This is a genomic window from Bacillus paramobilis (assembly GCF_038096195.1).
Classification (GTDB): domain Bacteria; phylum Bacillota; class Bacilli; order Bacillales; family Bacillaceae_G; genus Bacillus_A; species Bacillus_A mobilis.
Genome location: NZ_CP151108.1, coordinates 2,927,991 through 2,951,447 on the forward strand (window position 1 = coordinate 2,927,991; position 23,457 = coordinate 2,951,447).

Sequence of the window (23,457 nt, forward strand, 5' to 3'; positions counted from 1 at the left end):
TTCATTTTATTTCAATTAAGGAATATAGAAAATATTAGTACATGTAGTTTATGCAGTTACATGTGTTCCCCTATACAAAACTGCTATTGCCACTACTATAAGAATCATCCCCATAAAAGCAGGTGCGGCATGACCAAGTGATACATAGAATTGCCCTCCAATAATTGGACCAAGCATTCTTGCCAAAGCTTGAATAGATTGGCTACCGCCTTGAATCCTTCCTTGTTCACTAGAATCGACAGACTTTGAGAGCATCCCATTAAATGAAGGTCCGAAAATTGAATCACCAAAGCCAAACATTAACATTCCAATGATAAGAAGAGGATATAAGGAAAACAAAGCAGATGCTGCAATAAAACTGTAGCCAATAATCTCCGAAACCATTCCAAGCATAGCTATTTGTTTATCACTAAGCTTGATCAAAAGCTTTGGCATTATAAAAGCTTGTGAAATGATATCTTGAAAGCCCATAATTGAAAACATAAGTCCGATTAGTGCAGGCTTCCAGCTAAAAGTATCCATCGTAAATTGTGTGAAAATTGCTTGTAAAGATCCGTTAGGTATCCAAAGTAAAAACGCTGAGACGAGTAACCATTTTAAGTGTTTCATAGAAAGTATGTTTGCAAGTTGTACAAAAGGATTTAACCTTACAAAAGTAATCTCTTTTAACCTATTATTTTTGTCAAGACTCTCAGGCATATATTTCATCCCATATAATACATTGAATAAAGTTATGAGCGCTCCAAAATATAAAGGTACAGAATGACCAAACTTTGCAAGTAATCCCCCAAGAGTTGGTCCGATAATAGTTCCTGCACCTACCACTGCACTCACCCACCCAAAATACTTCGTTCTCTGTTCTGAGGGAATGATATCTGCAAAATATGCCAAAATTGTACTGATGCTCCCGCCTGTTATTCCTTCTACTATACGTCCAGTAAATAGTACCCATAAAGCCCCTCCTATACCAAAAACTAAGTACCCGATTGCAGAACCGAAAAGGCATATTAAAAGTAATGGACGACGACCATATTTATCGCTCAAAGCTCCGAGTGCAGGAGCCGTGAAAAACACGCAGACCGCATAAACAGAGGTCAGTAGTGTAACAACTAGAGCCTGTTCTTTCGGACTACTTATATATGGCTGCACTAAGAATGGCACTACAGGCATGATGATACTGAAACCTATACCACAAAGAAATACCGAAATAAGACCGAATATCAAAGCATGTTTATCAATGTTTGTTTCCGTTTCATTTTGTGATCTAAATATAGACATTTAACTTCTCCTCTCAAAACTTTTTGTTGCTTTGTCAACAAAATAATAACTTCATTTCGTTGATTAGTCAACAAAAACACAATAATAAAAAGGTAGCCTTACTGTGAACAGGCTACCTTTTTATTATTTAAATGTACCTCGCATGAACGGGCAAACAAGTTAGTTTTTCGGGATCAACTGCCCGAATGCTTCAACTTTATTACGACTTTATATGTATCCCTTGTTTCTTTATTTCTGCATCCAAATGCCTACTATACTTTTCCACGAAGTTAATAATACTGTCGAATTCTGCCTCGGTTACTTGCTCAAATACAGCTTTATCCCGCTCTTGAAACTCATTGTGCAACTCTTCGTGAATTTTATATATTTCTTTCCCTTGTTCAGTAAGCCTAAAATATATTTCTTTTTTATTCTCTGATTTCTGGTAACTTTCGATAAGGCCTTTGTTTATGAGCTTCTTAGTCATTCTACTTATTGCACCGCGAGTCACATAAAAAGCCTCTGCAAGTTGTGTCACGTTAGAATCTGCATTATTTTCAATATATTCAATGCAATGTACTTCAGAAGACTTAAAACCTTTAAGACCTTCTTCCATCTTATCTTTATTAAGCCAAACTAGCTTATTATATAATTCCCTGAAACCGTTCATGACCTGTTCTTCCTTATTCATGGCCTATCCTCCTAACAGCTCATTCATACATTAAAACTATTATATTAAATTTATGCTTACGTTTCGACAATATTGATATAATTATTTGAGCTCTCTTTGAAAATAGACGATTGCATATAATAATTCACTATACATTAGAAAAAAAGTAAGAGCTAAGATTAGTTGTCTTAGCTCTTCTTCCATAAAATTTATATTTTTTAAATACTATTTCACTTCATTGGCTACAAAAAATTGCTCACAAACACTTGAAATGCGCTGCAAGTCTACGTTTCCACCAGATATAACCGCGACTACCTTTTTCCCTTTAATATATGGATCCACTTTCCCTGCAAGTAGAGCAGCAGTAGCTAATGCGCCAGCTCCTTCTACAACAGCTTTACCTCGTTGTAATAAGTCTTTCATCGCTACTTCTAATTCACCTTCTGATACTGTTACAATATCATCTACTAATTCTTTTACTACTTCAAAAGTTAAATCGCCAGGTATTTTAACTGCGCAGCCATCTGCTATTGTAGGTGCCTCATAATGCTCTACAATCGTACCTTTTTCATAAGATGCCTTCATCCCATGAACATTATCTGCTTGGACACCAATAATATTAATGGATGGATTAAAAGATTTTAATGCAACAGCAATACCAGAAATAATTCCACCTCCGCCAATTGGTACAATGACAGTATCAACATCCCACATATCATCAAGAATATCTAATCCTATTGTACCTTGACCAGCCATTACTTCTACATCGTCATACGGATGTAAGTATGTTTCACCTGTTTCCTTAATAATCTCCTCACATTTTGCCTTCGCATCATCAAAAGTTTCACCATATAAAATCACTTCTGATCCGTATCCTCTAGTTGCTTCAACTTTCGCCTGAGGGGCAGAAATCGGCATCACAATTTTACTCTTAATACCAAGTAAATGAGCAGATAAAGCGACTCCTTGCGCATGATTACCAGCGGAACAAGCAATTACTCCTCTCTCTTTTTCCTGATCTGTCAGCTGTGACATTTTATTAAATGCACCACGGAATTTAAAAGAACCCGTTAATTGCATATTTTCTAATTTCAAGTGAATCTCTCCGCCTGTTTTACTAGTCAAATAAAATGATTTTACTAATGGCGTTTTACGAGCATTTCTGTCTAAAATGTTTTGAGCTTTTTTAATATCATCTATATGTAACGGTAGTTTTTTAGTTATCATACTAACACCTCTTCCAATGATCTATTCCTAAGTTTTCGTATGTAGCAACTCCTTTATACGAAACCATCTATATTAAGAAAAAGTCTTTATATATGTACCTCACTCTGTAATACACACAGTTGTAAACAACTCAACATCCTCTTCATATCACGTTCTTTATAATGATTTAGGCATGCAATTTGGATACAGTTATTCTTTTGTAAATACGCTGATTCATAATGGATGATATATCCTTGTAACGCTAACGCATCTCCTAACGCTTTAGAAGAAAGACCTTTATTTAATTGAATGGTAAGTATAATTGGCGCAGCATGTTCTTTAGGTGAAACAAGTTTTAAACCCATAGTAGCAATAGCTTGTTCAATATATGCATACGCCTCTTTAATTTTTTCAAATGTCATTTCATCATCAAATCTTTTTAAGGCTTCTTGCAATGCATACATTAAATTCCATGAATGTGAATATGGAATACTTTCATTTTCTTCGTACATACCAATGTCTATATAGGCCGGTAATGTCTCATTTACTTTCACATTGTGATTATGAAAAACAAAAGATAATCCAGTAAACGATTTAATTGCCTTTCCACTAACACCGCTTGCAAAATATACATCATTCAAATCTATCGGTATTGCTCCAATTGAGCTAATGCAATCTACACATAGTTTCACTTTATACTTTTCACATAAAACATTTAGTTCTTCTAAATCATTTAACATTCCGGTTGATGTTTCATGGTGAACAAACCAAAGCCATTCATAATTGTCAGTTTCCATTATTTTTTCTAATTCGGTATAAATAAACGGTTCTCCCATTTCTTTTTTATACGTATCAAAATGTAATTGCGCGCGTGCTGCATGTCCAACTAATCTATTACCAAATTCCCCATTTGTTAATACTAGTCCTTTCCCTTTTACAGAACGTAACTGTAAAGCAATGGCATCATTCGCTAGCGTCCCTGTACCTAATAGTATTTGCACACGTTTCGCTTTTGTCATTTGCAGTAAACGTTTTTTCACATTTTCCATCGTCACTTGAAATGACTTAGAACGATGCGAAATAGGCTTAGTAGAAAATGCCTTTCGAACATTCTCTTCAATATCTACTGGACCTGGTAAAAACGTAAATTCTTTCGTCATTATCCCCCCAACACTCGACGCTTCAAACATAGCAGGGGTAACATACATTGGCTGGAATGCTGCTGCTTCTGTACCAACTAACGTATGGAAAGATTTGAATCCCATTTGCTCATATAAAGGAAGTTCACGTGTTGTAGCAGAAATGAGTGCCAATTCATATCCATTTAGAAGTAAATAACGATGTAAAAAGCGAATTAAACCTAATAACGCTCTTCCATTTCTATATTCACGTTCTACTGAAAGTAAACGAATTTCATATACATTTTCTCCATATTCTTGCAAATAAAAATCTAAATTTGAAATTTTATAATCTAACGAGAATGGTCGTTTTCCTCGCAACGCGACCATTCCTACTAACTTATCGTCATCTAAACAAATTAAATATGTATTTTCTTCATGAAAACGATCAATACGAATACGCTCTTGCGTTTCTTCATGTTGCGGAATTTCTTCTACAAATGTTTTATAATTCAATTTATGTATACGTTCAAATTCCCAAGCTTGATCAGCAACTTTATAAATTAACCCCATGTTGTATCTCCTTTATATATTTAATAAAAATTATAAGTGGAGATTAACCCCACTTATTAACAGTTCATTTCATTCTCGATTTACATATAAAATAAGTACAATGATAAGAGCACTTAAAATAGTCGAAACAATAGAGTAAGAATAAAAAATCATGCACACTGGTAAACAAGCAATTGTAATTAATCCTGGCTTAGTAAACCCTTTAAAGATTAAATAAAATATAACGAAAACAGCAACAAGAGTAAGCGCTATCAAATAATCGAATGCGATTAATCCTCCAATAAATGTTGAAATGCCTTTTCCGCCCTTGCCTTTAAATACAATTGGGTAAATATGTCCAAGTAAAACAGCCAGTAAAGCTAACATTACAAATGTAGAATCTCCATAAAGGTATTTTGCAATAGAAATTACGATTGCCCCTTTGATTGCATCACCTAAAAATGTAGCGATAAAATACCCTTTTCCGTATACGCGCCCCATATTTCTTGCGCCAGGATTACCGCTTCCTTCATCCCGAATATCAACGTTATGTCTCCATTTCGTTACTATATAAGCGGTCAATATGTTTCCAAATAAATAAGAAGCCACCAAATACAAAAATTGCATACTATTAATCATGTAATCATTCACTTTCTACATGGGAATACATATACAATATTCAAGAACTATGTATATTGTACTTTTTTATCCACATCCCTTCATACATTTTAACATCATATATTTACAAATCATACAAAAATTCTCATACAGTTATATTTTAAAATATTTATTCTTCATTAAATAATATGTTCCTTTCACTGCTGGCTCTGATCGTGATACAAATGTTACTTCCCCTATACTCTTCTCACAGCATTTCTTAAATTCAGCGTATATTTCTGGAACGAAACGCAATATGCTGCCACTTACTGCAATTGAAGTTGTTACATCAAACTGCATTTTATTATAAATATTCACCGTAATTTTCGTTAATTCCTTAGCCGCTTGCACTATAATTTCATGTGCATCAACATTCCCATTTCTCGCTTCCTCAATAATGAATGGTGCAATTGCTGCCACTTTATCTTTTGAAGAAGTATATACTAGTTGTTTTATATGAGACGATGTTAAAAGTTGAAACTCATCTTGAATCCTTAAACTTAATGGACAAAGTGTAACTCCTTGATCAAGTTGATTTGCCATTCTCTTTAAACCTTGTAATGCAATCCAATATCCGCTTCCTTCATCTCCTAAAATATGTCCCCATCCACCGCTATACTCGTACATTTCTCCTTTCTTTCCAAGACAAATCGCACCTGTACCACCAATTGTTAAAATTCCATCCTTCCCTTTTAAAGTAGCTGCATGTGCAATCATTGCGTCATTAAATACTTCAATTGGTGTTCCAAACTTCTTTTTTAGACGTAATGTTAATTCATTTGTATTTGCTCCACTTACACCCGCTAATCCTAAACAAATACAAACGCAATCCCCATTTAACAACCCTTTCTGGCATTGATCAATCGCTTCCATAATATGCAAAAGAGCTTCTTCAAAATCTATTAATATATTTCCAAAACCACTTGTAGCTCTTACGAATTCATTTCCGTCTTTATCAAATGCAGTTGCTTCTGTCTTCGTTCCCCCGCCGTCTACTCCAATCATATACTTCATACTTTCGCCTCATTCTCTTCAAATTGGAGGGAATGTTATGTTCCCTAAAACTACAGATTGCTTTGCACCTGTTGCACTCGGCACATTACTCGGATTACGATGATGCGTTTCGTTTGCTAAAATGGCAAAGGCGATTGCTTCCTTCGCTTCTGAAGAATAGCCTATATCTTCTTGAAGGAATAATGCACATTTTTCTTCTTTTAATCCATGCCGTATCATTTCTACAAGTGTATCATTATAACTTCCACCACCACCTAGAATTACCTCATCGATTTCATAATATGGCAAAATAAACTCCTTATAATGATAAACAATTGAACTTGCAGTAAACATCGTGACAGTCGTCAATATATTTTCTTTACTATGCTTTTCAAACCGCTTCAATAATTTACTTACAAATTCTTCTCCAAACTGTTCTCTACCAGTTGATTTCGGTGGATTCATCTTCACAAATGGATGGTTCAGACAATATGCCAAAATTTCATCTACAACTACCCCTTGATTTGCAATTTTACCATTATGATCATATGGCAACCGAAATAACCTTTGACATACTTCATCCATTATCATATTCCCTGGCCCTGTATCAAAAGCTATTACGCTCTTCTCACTTAGTTGACTTGGTATTACAGTAACATTACCAATCCCACCAATATTTTGTAGTATTCTATTTTTAGTTTGGTGACGATACAAAATAATCTCTGAATATGGTACAAGTGGTGCACCTTGTCCCCCTGCTGCCATATCCATCGTTCGAAAATTAGAGATAACCGTTGTTTTCGTTTCATACGCTATAACTGCTGGTTCTCCAATTTGTAACGTGGAAGGAATCATAGTGCCATCTTGCTTTGGCTGATGATAAATCGTTTGTCCGTGAGAACCAATTACATCTAATTGTCCCAAATGAAAATTGGCCTCTTTACAAACTTCCTTTACAGCACCTGCGAAGCATAAACCGAGTTTGAAATTTAAACTGCATATGAGTTGTACATTTGAATTTTCTATTGATAATGCCTGCTGGATCTCATTTTTCATATCATCACAAAATGGCACAGTAGTAAAATGGATTAGTTCAACTTTAGAACCTACACCGCTTCCTTCTATATGAACGAGCGCTACGTCTATTCCGTCTAACGATGTACCGGACATTATCCCTGCAATATACATAACATGCATCACCTCTCCTTTACTAAAAAACAATCATGTAAGTTACAAACGTACAACCGATCGAAAATAATATAAATCTAAAAAATAACTGAGTCTTTGATGCAATTGATCCATCAATAAAAGAAACAACTACTGTAAGTAAAATACTTGCCGCAATGCTTGTAACAAGCCATATACTATGCATTTGTGATAGATTTAGCATTCTTAATAAAGGTACAAATAGTAAATTCGCACATATCACCCCAAATAGTAATAAAAATACACCTTTATAACTAAATTTTATACCCATTCCATTTCATCCTCTCTGGACTTCATGTGAAAGAAGTGATAGGCAAAATACCTATCACTCAAAAATAAAATATAAAACTTACGGATTAACAGATTCTCCATCACCATTTTTCTCAATTTCAAGCATGTTTTTGTCGTACATTTTAAAGAATGGTAAATAAATAAGGAATGATATTGTTATGTTTATAAATACGAGTACAATCGCTCTCCAATCCCCACCTGTTGCTAAATATGCACCAATTGGAGCTGGTAATGTCCATGGAGGCATTATATGTGTTGGTGTAACAAACCCCATCGCAGTTGCTGAGTATGCAATAGTTGCTGTTACTAGTGGTGTAATGATAAATGGGATAATTAATATCGGGTTTAGTACAATTGGCAATCCAAAAATAACAGGTTCATTAATATTAAAGATACCAGGCACAATACAAGTTCTTGATAATGCCTTCGAATATTTTGATCGACCAAATACAATCATAGCTAATACAAGTCCTAACGTCGCACCAGAACCACCAATCCATATAAACCATTGGTATAATGGTTCTGGTGAAATGAATGGTAACTGATTTGCGCCACTAGCAACTGCTTCACCATTTTTCCCTAAATATACTTCCCATAATGGCCGGGCAACAGTTCCAACAACCGACACACCATGTATTCCGAATGACCAAAAAAATGTAATTAAAAATACTGGAATGATTACACCGAAGTAACTATCACCAGCTTTTACTAACGGTGCCGCTAATTTATCAACTACATGATGTAAATCAATACTAAAAACGACAGTTACTAAACTCATTAAAATAATAACGAATGCAGCAGGTATAAGTGCTTCAAACGAACGTGAAACAGACGGCGGTACTTGTTCTGGCATTTTAATCATTACATTTTTCGTCTTACAAAATCTTAAAATCTCAACTGATAAAATAGAAACAATCATCGTCACGAATAATCCATGACCACCGAGATTTGTCATCGGAAGCATAAACCCTTTTTTATCAATTAATTCAGGCGTTAATGTTAATAGTAATGAACATACTGCAAGCTGTGCTCCTGATAAAGCATCTAGCTTATAACTTTTCGCTAAATTATACCCTATTCCAAATGCTATATATAAAGACATAATAAACATCGTTAAACGATATGGTATTAATATACTGGTTTGATTCTTTAATGCCCAAACGGATATGAAACTATCTTTCGGTAAAGGTGGGAATGCTACGATTAAAAAGAAACTTCCTACAATAATAAATGGCAAAGCTGAAATAACTCCATCACGGATTGCTTGTAAATGCCTTTGCTCAGAAAGCCTTGCCATCGGTCCAGATAAGTTTTTATCAAGAAACGTGACAAACTTATTCATAACACTTCCCCCTAACTAATTAAATCATTTACAGTTTTTAATAAAGTCGGTCCACCAAGCGGCGTATATGCTTGCGGCGGTATGATACCGCATGGAATAGATTCCTCTTCTGCAAATTTTTTAACTGAATCAAATCGATGTCTTACTTGAGGTGCAACCATTACAACATCCCAACCATTCTTTACTTCTTCCTCTACCTCACTTGTTCCAATTGCATGCACTTCCATGTTCATACCTTTTTTCTCCGCTTCTTTTTTTAAAGCGTTTACAACAATTGCGCTGGACATCCCTCCAGAACAAACGAATAAAACCTTCATTTATTAATCCTCCTATACTTATAATTTATCCCCTTCGAATGAAAGGAAGTTTCACTTTACTAACAAGCATATGAAGAAGTGAAAGAATTTAGTTATGATGAAAGTAAATTTCAGTGAAAATATTTTTCCTATTAAATTAATGTTTCAATATGTATTTTTCTCAATTGTAAGAACAACCTCAACTCGGATATCATATTAGTTAACCATATAATAGGGGGGCGTATAAATGATCGTTAAACGTTTATTAATGATATGTTGTATCGTCATCTTTTTTATTCCTTTCTCTTTCATTTCTCCTCACTCTACTTATGCTGTATTAAATGCTACGTACAAAAAACATGAATTACGTGCTGTATGGATTGCATCTGTTCTTAATATTGATTGGCCCTCAAAAACTGGCTTACCCATCGAAAAGCAGAAACAAGAGTTTATTAAATTATTAGATGATGTTAAAAATACTGGAATGAATGCGGTTGTTGTACAAATAAAACCAACCGCTGATGCTTTTTACCCTTCCCATTACGGTCCTTGGTCTGAATACATTACAGGTACACAAGGAAAAGATCCTGGATACGACCCGCTCGCATTTATGATTGAAGAAGCACATAAAAGAAATATAGAATTCCACGCATGGATTAATCCATACCGAATAACGATGAATCACACTGATATAAATCGATTATCAGATAATCATCCTGCAAGACAACATCCGGATTGGGTTGCACCTTATGGTGGAAAGTTATATTACAACCCTGGTATTCCAGAAGTGAAAAAGTTTATAATAGAAGGTGCTTTAGAAATCGTGCAAAATTACGATATTGATGCTTTGCATATGGATGATTATTTTTATCCATATAAAGTAGCAGGTGAAGAATTCCCCGATCAAAAAACGTACGAAACATATAATAACGGTAGATTTACAAATATAGAAGATTGGCGACGTGACAATGTAAATGAACTTGTCAAAGGTTTAAACACTGCTATAAAACAAGAAAAATCATACGTAAAGTTTGGTATAAGTCCGTTCGGCGTATGGCGAAATATAGCCGACGATCCAACTGGCTCTAACACAACTGCAGGTCAAAGAAACTATGATGATCTTTACGCTGATACACGTGAGTGGATACAAAAAGGATACATTGATTACATTACACCGCAAATATACTGGAATATTGGTTTCACACCAGCTGCATATGACATATTAGTAGATTGGTGGGTAAAAGAAACAAATAATAAACCGATTCACCTATACATCGGTCAGGCGGCTTATAAAATTAATAACAACTCTGTCCCCGCTTGGTCTGATCCAGAAGAATATCCAAGACAAATTGCATTAAACCGGTTATATCCTGAAATAAAAGGTAGTATGCATTTTAGCTTAAAAGATATTAACAATAATCCACTTGGAGTTAAATCTAGACTCGCAGAAGACATATATAAACATCCTGCACTAATCCCGCCTATGCCTTGGCTTGATCATGATCCACCAAAACAACCGACTTTAAAAGGGGCCATTCCAAGAGATGAAGGTATTGCTGTAGGTATCATTGATGATAGAGAGAATGACTCTGCTTATTACGCCATTTACCGTGTAAAGGGGAAAAATGAAGTGGATACAAAAAATCCAAAAAATTTACTTACTACTGTAAGAAAAACAAAACTTGGAGAAATTTATGTAGATAAAACAGCGATTTCTGGAGAAACGTATACGTATGTAGTAACCGCAGTTGATCGATTGCATAATGAAAGTGTTGCTTCTAGTAAGACCACTATAACAGCAAAATAATATACAACAAAAAACTACCTATTCATTTATGAATAGGTAGTTTTTCTATTATCATTTATAAATTAAACTACATAATTTCTTTTAATAAAGAGTTAGCACTTTTAAGAATTTCTCCACCATCATTCATTAAATTTGTAGCTCTTTGCATTTTATTTGTATTTCCTTCATCCAAAGCTTCTGGGGTTAACTTCGCAGATTGATTAAATTTCTCTAAGCTTTTTACTTACTTATTAATACTTCAACTAATTCTGTAATTTCTGATTGCAGGATACTTTCTAACAAAAAAGAGATTCCCTTAAAAAAGCTGGACGTGCCAACTCTTCCAAGGAAATCTCTCCTACTTATTCTTAAACTTCTCAGTCGCTGCTCTCATCTTCACATTCAAATCGTGATCAATCGAGTCACGAATATCTCGCTCGACTACTTCCATTTCTTTTTGGAAATTTTGCAAGTAGATTTTTAATTCTTCTTCTTTTTCTGGTCGTTGTGAAGGTGGTAATTGTACGACTAACGATAGCATCGCTGTTAAATCTTTCATTAAGAACGTTTCAAGTTTATGTTGTTGTTCAAACATACGCTGCTCCTGATAATACGGCAAGGCATTTAATACTGAAATTGTAATTTCATCAACCGTTCTTTGTAATGAAGGATTTATTGAGCGTTTATACGCCTGAATTGTATTTAATGCATCTGGATATCGATCATAAAAATACAATTTATAAAACGAAAGGTCTGATGGTTTTACTGTTTGCTGCGTTTCTTGTCTTAAAAAATCTTTTACTTTCATCGCCGCTACATCAATATCTTCATTTGTAAGTTTTTTCGTTGTTTTTGCCATTACATGTACTTTTTTCTGTTTTTCTTTCGGTAACATTGAGAATACTTGCTCTCTCGTACGTTGACCCGATGCACAGAAAAGAGTGTTTAATGTATACTGTTCTTTCTTTCCTTCTGTACGAATCCAGCGATAAAAGAGCGGATGTTGTGTAAATTCTTGTAGAAACGGTAATGATTTATTCGATAACTTATCTAAAGAATCATGTGCTCTTTTATATGGTTTCGTCCATGAAAAATACAGTTTACGTCCGAAATATACAACTAAAACAACGACAGTAAATGCGATTAAAAGCAATGTACCCAATAGTACTAATACTGTTTGAATGAAACTCATTTTTTCACCTCCTCTAAAAGTCTGTTATTTCCTTGGACGCTGAATGAGTTTTTGTTTCATTTCATCATTAAATGTGTCTAATTCAATTACAAACTTCTTACTTGACTCGATAATACGTTCTGATGATTTCTCAGAAGCTTCAATCGCAGCAAATACATTTTGGAATGATTCGCGTAATTTATCCATGCTAATAGCAGGATTTTCAAGAAGTTTTGTTGTTTCTTCTGTGTTTTGTTTTAATGCTTGCGAGTTACTTAATACCATTGATTCAATTGCTTCATTTGTCGCATTCACTGCATCAATTGTTTTCCGTTGATTTGTTAATGCTAGCTGAATAGCAGCTGATACCGTTACGACGTTTTGCGTCATCGTAATTGCATTACGAATTGCCTCTGTTAACTTTTCATTATTTTTCTTAATAATGTCTACAGATGCGATAGATTGTAATAAAACACTTTTCGCTTGCTGCATATTACGTGTACGCACGAGAATCTTTTCTAATGCATCGTTAATTAATGGAATATCTCTTTGACGTTCTGGATTTTGTTTCTCAGCTTCCAGCATGCCAGCGAGTTTTCTACCTAAGTATACTTGCTTATCAAGTGCGTGAATTTTATCGTGCGATTGCTCTTTAAGCATTTCAAGACCAACTGTATCTTCTTGTAAGTTGTCACGACCAATTAGAAGGGATCTTATAATCTCCTCAATTTGCTTATCTATAGATTGATATTTATGCACATATGTTTCAAGTGGATTTTTCTTGAATACTTTAAACATAATTTTCTTCATACCACTTGCTTTTAATGAATTTGGATCAAGCTCTGATACCACTTTGCGTAATTCTAACAATGTATTTGGAATTTCTTCGTTCTTTCCATTCATCATCGCTGTTACAGGACGTTTTAATGCTGACAACGTTTGTCCTGCTGCTTGTTGCTCTTTATCTCCTAAATCTCCTAGCTGAGACAATACTTTTGATAAATCTGTATTTTGCTCGCTATTTAACTTTTGTACATAAAGATCAGCTTCTTTATTCAGTTCCTCTAATTCTGCATCTTTTATAACTGTATCAACCACTACTTCTACATTATTATCTTTCACAATCGATACAGGTTCTTTTTTCTCGAGTTCAGTCAACAAAATCGCTCCTTTATTTATATGTGCGAATTTATATGCACTATATTTCATCTATTATATCGTATTTCATATACATTCTGATTGCTTGAAATCGATTTTTTTAGAAATGCCTGTTTATGCAGTCATTCCCTGTTTCTTACTATAAGTATACCTGTAATCAACATAATTTTCCTCAGACTTAAGACCTAGAGAATGACATGCTGAAGGCGGATTCTTAGTATATTACATATATAAATTATGTTCTTCTTATCCTATTGTACGTAATCTTTTGACATACACCCTTTTTCAATGTGATAATTAAATTGCGCTCACTCCTATTTCTTCTTGCGCGCTACAAATGCTCCATTTTGAAATGCCAATAACACCGTTTCAAACATTTCATCTTCTTCAATCATCTTTATAAACTCGGCTAACTCACTCGTATGAGAAGTAGCATTATCAACAACAAGAAAACCCTTTGGTTGTAAAATGCGTTTTATATGCTCAAGCCACCACATGTATTGCGTACGCTCTGAATCTAGGAAAATAAAATCAAATGAATGGTCTAGTTGCGAATCTAAAAATGCCCCTGCTTCTTGATTATGAACATCAATCCTTTGCAAAAGGTTTGCCTTTTCAAAATTGACAAGTGCCTCTCCAACTCGTTCCGAAGAAAGCTCCACAGTTGTTACATTTCCATTTGTTTCTTCTACCGCGTTAGCTAACCACAATGTAGAATAGCCATTAGAAGTTCCAATTTCTAAAATATTTTTTGCACTACATCCTCTTACTAAAATTGATAAAAATTGCCCCATTTCACGAGAAATATTCCGTAATTTTTCTTCCCGTGTTTTTTTATTTCGATCATGCTCTTCTCCATATTGTTCAAGTTGAAATAATAATGAATCTAACGTATCCATTTTTTCATCGCCTTTCCAAAGCAATATGATGAAAAAGCTCTTGCTGCCCGTCTACTTTCATTATATGCGAAACGAAAATCTTTTTCTCGTTATACGACAAAGATTTATATTTTTTTATAGCATATTGTTTCGTTTTTTGGTAAAGTTAATTTCTACGTGCAATTATTCCATTCATACTATTTTTAATTCAATTGCAGTTGTTAAATCATATAAACCCCAATTAAATGAATCGGTATTTCAAATTCAATTAAGCGCCCTTTCCGGACGCATTTTCTTTTGTTTATATATTTCTAGAAGAAAGGATGCTTACAATGAACGTGATTAGCTTAGATGCTGCTCGAAAACGAAAACAGCATAAAAAATTAATGATTACTATACCGATTATTTCACGTATTTATGAAGAAGATGGGGAAATTAAATTTGAGATAGCCGGCGAAAAAGATGTACCTCTTGAAATGTTAGAGAAATAAAAAAAAGACGCACTTCTAAAGAAATGCGTCTTTTTTTATACTGTTACATTTAAGTGCATAAGTTTTTCAGGATTAACCATCATATAAATGTTTGAGATTTTCCCATTCTCAAATGAAAATGAAAGCACATAAGTCACTTTATTATTTACTTTAACAATAACGCCTGGGGCACCATTTACCATCTTATAATCAACATTGTACTCTTCCGGGAACTTCTTCCCAATTCCAAAGAATAAACGTATAATTCTATCTGCAGAATAGATGGGATGGATTGCAGTTGTAGCTTTACCACCACCATCAGCTTTTAATATCACATCTGTTTTTAATACTTCTAACATGCCTTGCGCATCCCCACACTGCAATGATGATACAAATTTCTCCACATAAGCAGCCATCTTCTTCGTACTTAACTTTGACTGCTTCGGCTTATCCAAAATACTTTTTCGTGCACGTTGAAAGATTTTTCGGCAGTTCACACTACTCTTATCAACAATTGAAGCGATTTCTTCGTAATCATAACTAAAAACCTCTCTTAATATGAAAACAACCCTCTCTACCTCAGTCAATTGTTGTAAAAGTAATAAATATGCTGTAGAAATTGATTCTTTCATTACAAATGACTCTGATGGATCATCAATCTCTTCCACAAATGGCTCTGGCAACCACATTCCGACATATACGTTACGTTTATGTGCTGCCGAACGTAATTTATCAATTGAGCGGTTGGTTACCATTTTACATAAATAGGCTCTCATATTTTCTATAGATTGAACGTCCTCCATATTATTAAGCGATATAAATACGTCATGGACGATATCTTCGGCATCCATAACACTCCCAAGGATTCGGTATGCTAACGAAAATAATAATGATTGATACGTTTCATATAATTGCTCCGCTTCCATTATGAACTGCCTCACTTTCAGATTGCTTTAAAATGTGTAACGCTGCACGTTTTCCACTTGCTACCGCAGCATCAGCTAATATTTCATCATGCCCAACCCAATCTCCTGCAACGTAAACACCTGGTATTTCAGGTATATTAGGGCCTGGTTTTTCAACACGGTCAATATGAGGAAAATCATGTACTACCGTAATTTTCGGTAAATATTGCTGTGCAACAACTTCTCTTTTCCAATTCGGATGTAACAATTCCATTACATTTTCTAACTGTTCTTTATCTTCTTGAATATGATTCAGCCCTAGCACAGGGTTATGATACTTAATTAGACTCACTGCAATTGATCCATCTTCACTTAATTTAGCTGCTCTCGATTGATTCGTGAAAAATATTGGCTGATCTAATCCTAATGCAAAATGATGCAAAGGGTTCGGTAAATGTTTTAAACCGATATCTAACGCTGCCGCGGTCACTTGTATCGATTGTTCACTCCATTTTTGTAAACTTGTTCCTTCTGCACCTTTTATAATTTTACAAGCTTCTTTCGGCGGAGTTGTTACAATGACCGTACCTGCTTCAAATATTTCATCGTCAAAACATTGTATTCTTTGTTTCCCTTCACAATACTCTATTTTCAACACATTCTTTTTAGCTAGAAATTGCACACCACTAGTACTTGCAATATCCCTTAAATTTGTTGTTATCGTCTCCCAACCACCATCTACATAAAGTACTCCTTCTTTCATTGAAAGCTGTATTTGCTTTAGTACGGAAGATGCTAATTGAATTGTAGGAGCATACGTATATGTTGTTGTTCGGCATAATGCATAAAATATATTTCGAACCATTGGATCTTTAATTTCATTTTCTGCCCATGTAGATAGGCTCATTTTCGGAACTTTTCCTACATCTAATTTTCCTAAATGAATCATAAGACGAGAGAACTGTACTTTTGCAGACCATGAAAGTAACGGTGTTGATAAAATTGAGCGAAAATCTGTTGGGATGGTAAAAATATCCCCTTTCCATATTCCATGTGCTTTTGTAGATGGGATTCCACCTGGAAGATTTACACCTAACTCCTGAAAAGTTTTAAACGCTTCTCCACCTCTATATAAAGCATGTGCACCAAGATTCATACAAATACCCTTTTTATTTATAGTCATCCCTCGACCACCGAAGTGACTGGACTTTTCTAATACAATAACTTTCCTTCCAGATTTCGCTAAATATATAGATGCTGTTAATCCAGCAAGCCCACCACCAACAATTACTACATCCAAATTTTTCATAACAAAATCCCTCCTTATCCGTTCTACATACAAGACGAACGATTAACGAGGGATGTGACATTCAGTGATACATAATTTATTTTCTAATCCATTACATACTGATGCCAAATTTCTCTTTCTTCTTCACTCATTCCTCCAATTATTTTTGAAAAATCTATTTTTCTATCAAATGAGTTTTTTAACTTATAAAATTGTTCAAACGAACCTGTAAATATTTTTAATGAATGAGAACAACAAATCGTTTCAAGGTTATCAATTGCTGTGCCATCTAATTCTAATTCCTTTAGTCCTTTCATTTTACCTAATGCAGCTCCATCCTTTACTTTTGTATCTGTCAACTTTATATTTTGAATTGATGAATTGTGTTTTAAGCAATTTAAATTAGCAATGATGCTATTTTCAAATCCAATTGTTATTAATTTTTTTAAATTTTGCAATACAAGCAAATCCAATTCACTAACATTCTCTAAACTTAAAATATATAAATGCTTTAAATTATATACTTTCGAAATCGCATAGAGCTGTTCACAATTTGAAATAAGTACTGTAAGAGATTCTAAATTTTGAAACTTCGGTAGCAACGAAAAATCTTGAATACTAGTATGTGAAATGTCTAATTTTTTTAATGATGACATTTCTACAAGTTCCGATAAATTATTTATCTTCGTATTCTTTATATTCATTTCTTGTAAGTGCTGCAAACGTAATAATGGCGTTAAATCTTGAACCGGGTTATTTACTAAATACAACTTCTTTAAAGAATCCACTTGTTCTAATCCTGTTAAATCTTTAATTTCATTTCCAGATAAAATTAGTTCTCTCACTTCCGTACACATCTGTAACGGACTAATATCTACTAATCCATTTCCACCTAAATATAATCTCTTCTCTCTAATAAACTTGCCTGCACACTCAGGTGGACCCACTATATTTCTCCAATTCTCATCTAAACTATTGTACCAATCTTTAATGTTATTTTCAGATTGAAATATAAATTGAGGATGTAAAACAGGTAATTCAATATTAAATAAAGCGTCTAAAAAGTGTATATTATCGTTAGCACCATAACTCCAATATAAATAGTCTTCTTCTTGGTGAATGGTAAATTTTTTAACTTTTAGTGTTTGTAAAATAAATAGTAACAAGTCTGAAATTCTATTCGCAATTACATATTTTACTTCTTCATCTCGTCCAAAATTAATAACTTGTCCCACTTTCCCCTTTTCATCCGGGTCAACATCTATTCCTATATTGTTACCGCCATAATCTTTACTAATAGGTATCCAATTGTGATTCACATATCTTTCCTTAATACATTCTGCCGGTATTGAAAATGCATCAAAATTTAAAAAATCATCCTCTTCAATTCTTTTCCATATTCTCCACTCATCCAAAACTTGATTTAATGAAAGAAATGGCAAACCAAAAAATAACCCTGGTCCTGATTTATCCTCACCGTTATGTGCAAGATAAAGAGTACGTAATTCATCTGGAAACGCAATTCCCATTTCATTTTCAGCATCTTGAATTTCTTCTATTGTTGCAGGCTCATTCAAAAACGGTTGAAAGTAATTTTTTAATTCAACTTCCAACTCTTTTAAGATAGTTTGATTCATTTTCTGTACTCTCCTTATAATACAAATTAAAAAACCGCCATCTTTTACATTAATTGTAATTAATTGCACTTTTTTTCACAATGAAACTATTGTAATTATATTGAATACAAACGAACAATTTTATCACTTTACAAACCAAGAGCAGCAACGCTTTCACATTTCAATAACTAGACTCATATCCTAAATTCAAATTGCATGAAAATATAAGAAAGGCAGGTAATATAAATGACTTCTAGTATCGACTACACTTCCCCCTCAACTAATTTCACCTATGATGTAAGTAAAAGTAATTTTTTTAAAAAAGATGCCCAAAATTATATAAACGTACTTGGCGTGAAACAATTAAATACGTTAGAAAATACTTCTTTATTAGATATTTATTTAAGTACAGGAAATATTGTAGAGCCGCATATTCATCAAAATGCAGCTGAACTTGTTTACTGTATTTCCGGATCTGCTGTTGTTTCTTTACTGAATCCATTTACAAATCAAATATTAAACTTACCGATAAAACCAGGGCAAGTTGCCAACATTCCAAAAGCGTGGTGGCATTATGAAATTGCTACAACAGATAGTACTCATTTATTAGCTATTTTCGACGCCCCAACCCCAGAAGTTATTTTTGGTTCTGATATTTTAAGATTAACTCCCGCTAATATAATGGCTCATACTTACTGTCTCGATGAACAACAATGGAAACAAGCGGTATCCCCTATTCAATCCACTACAGTAATTGGTCCGTCAGCAAACTGTAATCAAAACCGTGGAATGATAAATCCACCAACTCAGCCTCCTAGTCCACAACAAAATTTATATTACCAAGATTCATATTATTTCCCTCTCTACTGGGGATATTAATCTATATCATGAAAAGAACACCATTATCTCCTCGGAAAATACGTAGGAGATTTTTTTATTGTATACCCTCTATTCCTATTTTTTATCGTAACAATTAATAGAGTACATACATATAATATTTATATATTTAATTGGAGGTGATAGTACTATGAGTAATTATAACTATCGAAAAAACTACTCTAATAATAAAAATAGTAGTTCATCAGCATCCTCTCAGTCTTCGAATTCTCAATCTTCCAATTCCCAATCACAAAGAGATTTAGCCGAACAAGGCTATGTAAAGAAAAAAGGATGTAACTGTAATAAAAACAAATAGTTTATTACTAATTTGAACTATAACATTTCAACGTTCACGATAAATACCTTACTTTCCTTGTATACCGTTTATGTAATGGATGAATTCTATTAAAAATAGAATTCATCTTTTTTATTTATAGGTAATTTTTTAAGCTATATAACTTATTCGATAAACAATAAAGTGTAAATCATACATTTTGATTTTCCTTTTATACCAACCTAACAATGAGGAATTTCTCAATTCATTTATCACCTATCTTCCCATAAAATATAGCCCTTCCTAATAAAATTAGGAAGGGCTATATACAGAATACATTACCACAAGTTATTCGATATTAATACCTGCACTTACAAATCCAGCTACTGCAGCTATTGGACTTGCTGCTGTTAATGAAACATACAGTAGTATTTTATCTCCAGCAGCTACCGGAATAGCTTCAGGTATGATACCCGATGCTGTTGCGCCAATCGCTATTACAGCAAATGCTGGTGCTAATAATAGAGGTGCGCCCTGTACTGTAAACGTATTACTCGCTGCAGGTGCAGTTAATATTTGTATCTGCACTTGCACAGGTGATAATGGAGCTAATGCAGCTGTTGCACTAAAGAAACCTGCTAACGACGTAATAGTTCCTGCCCTTGGTGCTACGAATGCATAATCACCTACACCTAACGCTAAAGTGATACTAGTTCCACCAGTTAAAGCTACACCAGGCTGACTAAATCCAAATCCAAGTAGAGTTCCTGTATTAGCTATTAATGCGTTAACTAACGCAGATGGTGTTGTACCTGAAGCGAATGGAATAATAGCTCCGCCACCTGTTGCTCCTGTTGCTCCCGTTGTTCCTGTTGGACCTGTGTCTCCCGTTGGACCTGTTGGGCCTGTTGCTCCTGTCGGGCCTGTGTCTCCTGTTGGGCCTGTTGCTCCTGTTGCTCCTGTGTCTCCCGTTGGACCTGTTGGGCCTGCTACTCCTGTGTCTCCCGTTGGACCTGTTGGGCCTGTCGCTCCTGTTGCTCCTGTGTCTCCCGTTGGGCCTGTTACTCCTGCTCCTGTCGCTCCTGTCGGGCCTGTTGCTCCTGTTGCTCCTGTTGCTCCTGTTGCTCCTGTTGCTCCTGTTGCTCCGCCTCCTGGACCTGTTGGACCTGTTGGACCTGTTGGGCCACCTCCTGGAGTAGCACCAATTAGTTGAACTAATAAGTTTAATAGAAGTTGTAAACTTGCAGGATCAATAATTAAAGAGAAGAAGAATGGTGCAAGAGCACTAAAGAATTGTTGTAATAAAGAAAGTAATTGACCTAGATCTGGGTTAGGAGATTGTAGTAAGTTAATAATACTTTGAATTAATTGTTTTAAGAAATTCCCTTCTGGAGAAGGTGCTAATTCATTTAGTAAATTCAATAGTTGCGTAAACAAATTGAGTAAAGCTAATCTGTTTGCATCACTTGGATTTGCAAAAAACGCTGCAATAGCCGCAATTAAAGAGTTTAGTAAAGTGATTAATCTACCTAATTGTTCGCTAGTAATCGGAACCGTTTGTGGATTGTTACAACAATCTGGAGTGAAAACAATCGGATTATTGCAGTTGTTATGACCAAAACAATTATTATGTGACATTTATTTCCTCCTTACTTATTTTATAATTGAGTATTTTCCTATTAATAAGAACTATAAAATTGTGTATAGGTTTACTTAAAATAGGAAACATGAATTATAATTAAACTGAAAAAACGATATTTAATTATGTTCATGACTCACATATTAATTATATGTTTTTAATAATTGACTGCTTAGATTAAACACCTAAACTTAAGAGTTTATTTTAATTTTCCACGTTTATCTCTTAGGTCCAAAAGCACATTTTAATTTAAATATTAAAACTAAGCATATAATCAACAAGTAACAACACCATCTTTTCAGATAAGTAACAATATCTTTACTAAAATTATGTTCTCTCAATAATTAAGAAGCCGTTTCTATTATAGAAAACTCTCATACAATATATCGGACAAGTTATTCTATACTTCGTTCAAAAAATAATTTAGGAGGTGAGAATGAATTGCCAATCATCCAACCATTTATGGCATCTAGAAGATTTACATCTACACTAGGAGCTGGAACAGGAACAGGTGCAGCTTTTGCAATTGCTGCTACAGCTTGTTTAAACGATGCTGGTACTACTGCAACTGCTTTTCCGACTTTTACGTATTACAACTTTTATGTAAACGGCATTCTTCAACCTAGTGTGAACTCCAGTATTACTACTGGACCTACTGGTGCTATTACAATTCCTGGCGGAGATGCATTAGACGGCGGAATTCCAATTACAATCGAATTTATCGTCACTTAGTGCTAGTTACTTTAAAGTAAAACAAAAAGACAGCTTCTTTTTATTTAAGAAGCTGTCTTTTTTAATTAATAATGATAAATTGCAAAATAATTGATGAACCTTGTAATGGTGGTTGATCATCCAATAAAGTTAGCTGACCAGTACTAACTTGATAAAATGGTTGTGGTTGAAGTATTCCATTAATAAACAAGTTAATATATGAAACTTCATTAGGAGATAATATGTGAGTTGTACCATATTGAGCTATTCCATCTGAATCTGTATATATAAGTTTCTCTCCATCTGAAAAAGTGTAAAATAATAAATTAGTTGTTGTTATGGGACCAATAACTCCAGTTGGACCTGTTGTTCCCGTTGAACCTGTTACTCCCGTTGAACCTGTTGCTCCTGTTGAACCTGTTACTCCCGTTGAACCTGTTGCTCCTGTTGAACCCGTTGGACCTGTTGCTCCTGTTGCTCCTGTTGCTCCTGTTGCTCCTGTTGCTCCTGTTGTTCCCGTTGAACCTGTTGCTCCTGTTGAACCCGTTGGACCTGTTGTTCCTGTTGAACCTGTTGCTCCCGTTGAACCTGTTACTCCCGTTGAACCTGTTGAACTCGTTGACCCCGTTGGACCTGTTGCTCCTGTTGCTCCTGTTGCTCCTGTTGCTCCTGTTGCTCCTGTTGCTCCTGTTGCTCCTGTTGCTCCTGTTGCTCCTGTTGCTCCTGTTGCTCCTGTTGCTCCTGTTGTTCCCGTTGGACCTGTTACTCCCGTTAGACCTGTTGCTCCTGTTGCTCCTGTTGCTCCTGTTACTCCCGTTAGACCTGTTGCTCCTGTTGGACCTGTTACTCCCGTTGGACCTGTTGCTCCCGTTGGAATATAAATTGGCGGAAGAGCTGGAAAGGTAGGTCCAATATTTTCTGGTCTTATCATACCTTTATTCAACGATAATTTGTCATTGCGGTTCAATTTAATACCTCATTCCACATTTTGTTTACTACTTAACAAAATAATACATCTATCATTTTGGAAGAATTCCATAACTACTTTTTCATTCTCAAATGATTTTTACATATAGTAAACTTTTTACCGTTGC

Annotated in this window: 22 protein-coding genes; 4 read left to right on the top strand and 18 right to left on the bottom strand. The window is 34.6% G+C overall.

The features are described 5' to 3' along the window. Window positions 1-48: 48 nt before the first annotated feature. The 10 genes from AABL52_RS15080 to AABL52_RS15125 all read right to left on the bottom strand — a co-directional run bounded on the left by AABL52_RS15080 (window position 49) and on the right by AABL52_RS15125 (window position 9,609). Entirely contained in the window at window positions 49-1,278 is a 1,230-nt protein-coding gene (locus AABL52_RS15080; protein WP_341517830.1) for an MFS transporter, read from the bottom strand. A 199-nt stretch (window positions 1,279-1,477) separates the two neighbouring features. Next, window positions 1,478-1,948 carry a MarR family transcriptional regulator gene (locus AABL52_RS15085; RefSeq protein ID WP_001030894.1) on the bottom strand — a complete coding sequence of 157 codons (471 nt, stop codon included), beginning with the start codon at window positions 1,946-1,948 and terminating at the stop codon, window positions 1,478-1,480. Window positions 1,949-2,152: 204 nt separating this feature from the next. Then, window positions 2,153-3,154, bottom strand: a complete 1,002-nt coding sequence (gene tdcB / locus AABL52_RS15090; protein WP_097845047.1) for a bifunctional threonine ammonia-lyase/L-serine ammonia-lyase TdcB — start codon at window positions 3,152-3,154, stop codon at window positions 2,153-2,155. An 86-nt stretch (window positions 3,155-3,240) separates the two neighbouring features. Continuing rightward, window positions 3,241-4,824: an aminotransferase class V-fold PLP-dependent enzyme gene (locus tag AABL52_RS15095; RefSeq protein WP_144563620.1), complete on the bottom strand. Its 1,584-nt coding sequence runs from the start codon at window positions 4,822-4,824 to the stop codon at window positions 3,241-3,243. 69 nt (window positions 4,825-4,893) lie between these two features. Then, window positions 4,894-5,442, bottom strand: a complete 549-nt coding sequence (gene plsY, locus AABL52_RS15100; protein ID WP_000610851.1) for a glycerol-3-phosphate 1-O-acyltransferase PlsY — start codon at window positions 5,440-5,442, stop codon at window positions 4,894-4,896. Window positions 5,443-5,574: 132 nt separating this feature from the next. After that, window positions 5,575-6,474 carry a BadF/BadG/BcrA/BcrD ATPase family protein gene (locus tag AABL52_RS15105; protein ID WP_000876633.1) on the bottom strand — a complete coding sequence of 300 codons (900 nt, stop codon included), beginning with the start codon at window positions 6,472-6,474 and terminating at the stop codon, window positions 5,575-5,577. A gap of 18 nt (window positions 6,475-6,492) precedes the next feature. Next, window positions 6,493-7,641, bottom strand: coding sequence for an anhydro-N-acetylmuramic acid kinase AnmK (gene anmK / locus AABL52_RS15110; RefSeq protein WP_033656342.1), 1,149 nt, complete (start codon window positions 7,639-7,641; stop codon window positions 6,493-6,495). 22 nt (window positions 7,642-7,663) lie between these two features. Next, entirely contained in the window at window positions 7,664-7,930 is a 267-nt protein-coding gene (locus tag AABL52_RS15115; protein ID WP_097845049.1) for a hypothetical protein, read from the bottom strand. Between the two features lie 78 nt (window positions 7,931-8,008). Next, window positions 8,009-9,292 carry a PTS sugar transporter subunit IIC gene (locus tag AABL52_RS15120; RefSeq protein ID WP_097845050.1) on the bottom strand — a complete coding sequence of 428 codons (1,284 nt, stop codon included), beginning with the start codon at window positions 9,290-9,292 and terminating at the stop codon, window positions 8,009-8,011. Window positions 9,293-9,303: 11 nt separating this feature from the next. Further along, window positions 9,304-9,609 (bottom strand): PTS sugar transporter subunit IIB, encoded by a 306-nt coding sequence (locus tag AABL52_RS15125; RefSeq protein ID WP_098760740.1) that lies wholly within the window; start codon window positions 9,607-9,609, stop codon window positions 9,304-9,306. Window positions 9,610-9,835: 226 nt separating this feature from the next. Here AABL52_RS15125 and AABL52_RS15130 point away from each other — a divergent pair, with 226 nt between their 5' ends. Beyond that, window positions 9,836-11,395, top strand: a complete 1,560-nt coding sequence (locus AABL52_RS15130; protein ID WP_341517831.1) for a glycoside hydrolase family 10 protein — start codon at window positions 9,836-9,838, stop codon at window positions 11,393-11,395. A 337-nt stretch (window positions 11,396-11,732) separates the two neighbouring features. Here AABL52_RS15130 and AABL52_RS15135 read toward each other — a convergent pair whose 3' ends face one another. The 3 genes from AABL52_RS15135 to AABL52_RS15145 form a co-directional block, all read right to left on the bottom strand. Next, window positions 11,733-12,566: a DUF3974 domain-containing protein gene (locus tag AABL52_RS15135; protein ID WP_097845053.1), complete on the bottom strand. Its 834-nt coding sequence runs from the start codon at window positions 12,564-12,566 to the stop codon at window positions 11,733-11,735. A 24-nt stretch (window positions 12,567-12,590) separates the two neighbouring features. Next, window positions 12,591-13,703 (bottom strand): toxic anion resistance protein, encoded by a 1,113-nt coding sequence (locus tag AABL52_RS15140; RefSeq protein WP_000137398.1) that lies wholly within the window; start codon window positions 13,701-13,703, stop codon window positions 12,591-12,593. 314 nt (window positions 13,704-14,017) lie between these two features. Beyond that, window positions 14,018-14,602, bottom strand: coding sequence for an O-methyltransferase (locus tag AABL52_RS15145; RefSeq protein WP_341517832.1), 585 nt, complete (start codon window positions 14,600-14,602; stop codon window positions 14,018-14,020). A 311-nt stretch (window positions 14,603-14,913) separates the two neighbouring features. Here AABL52_RS15145 and AABL52_RS15150 point away from each other — a divergent pair, with 311 nt between their 5' ends. Continuing rightward, complete coding sequence (locus tag AABL52_RS15150; protein WP_341517833.1) at window positions 14,914-15,072, top strand: hypothetical protein; 159 nt, start codon at window positions 14,914-14,916, stop codon at window positions 15,070-15,072. Window positions 15,073-15,107: 35 nt separating this feature from the next. Here the strand turns inward: AABL52_RS15150 and AABL52_RS15155 are convergent, their stop codons facing one another. From AABL52_RS15155 to AABL52_RS15165, 3 genes are all read right to left on the bottom strand, one after another. Continuing rightward, window positions 15,108-15,977 carry a sigma-70 family RNA polymerase sigma factor gene (locus tag AABL52_RS15155; protein ID WP_097845055.1) on the bottom strand — a complete coding sequence of 290 codons (870 nt, stop codon included), beginning with the start codon at window positions 15,975-15,977 and terminating at the stop codon, window positions 15,108-15,110. After that, a complete protein-coding gene (locus AABL52_RS15160; protein WP_341517834.1) occupies window positions 15,955-17,265 on the bottom strand; it encodes a phytoene desaturase family protein in 1,311 nt (436 codons plus the stop codon). The genes AABL52_RS15155 and AABL52_RS15160 overlap by 23 nt, the downstream gene beginning before the upstream one ends. Before the next feature lie 83 nt (window positions 17,266-17,348). Continuing rightward, window positions 17,349-18,881, bottom strand: a complete 1,533-nt coding sequence (locus AABL52_RS15165; protein ID WP_341517835.1) for an SMI1/KNR4 family protein — start codon at window positions 18,879-18,881, stop codon at window positions 17,349-17,351. A gap of 225 nt (window positions 18,882-19,106) precedes the next feature. On the opposite strand from AABL52_RS15165, the gene AABL52_RS15170 reads away from it, so the two are divergent. After that, window positions 19,107-19,739 carry a cupin domain-containing protein gene (locus AABL52_RS15170; RefSeq protein ID WP_341517836.1) on the top strand — a complete coding sequence of 211 codons (633 nt, stop codon included), beginning with the start codon at window positions 19,107-19,109 and terminating at the stop codon, window positions 19,737-19,739. 622 nt (window positions 19,740-20,361) lie between these two features. Here AABL52_RS15170 and AABL52_RS15175 read toward each other — a convergent pair. Beyond that, a complete protein-coding gene (locus AABL52_RS15175) occupies window positions 20,362-21,651 on the bottom strand; it encodes an exosporium glycoprotein BclB-related protein (RefSeq protein ID WP_341517837.1) in 1,290 nt (429 codons plus the stop codon). A 442-nt stretch (window positions 21,652-22,093) separates the two neighbouring features. Here AABL52_RS15175 and AABL52_RS15180 point away from each other — a divergent pair, with 442 nt between their 5' ends. After that, window positions 22,094-22,384 (top strand): DUF4183 domain-containing protein, encoded by a 291-nt coding sequence (locus tag AABL52_RS15180; protein WP_001121646.1) that lies wholly within the window; start codon window positions 22,094-22,096, stop codon window positions 22,382-22,384. A 61-nt stretch (window positions 22,385-22,445) separates the two neighbouring features. Here the strand turns inward: AABL52_RS15180 and AABL52_RS15185 are convergent, their stop codons facing one another. Beyond that, a complete protein-coding gene (locus AABL52_RS15185; RefSeq protein ID WP_341517838.1) occupies window positions 22,446-23,330 on the bottom strand; it encodes a DUF4183 domain-containing protein in 885 nt (294 codons plus the stop codon). Window positions 23,331-23,457: the final 127 nt, after the last annotated feature.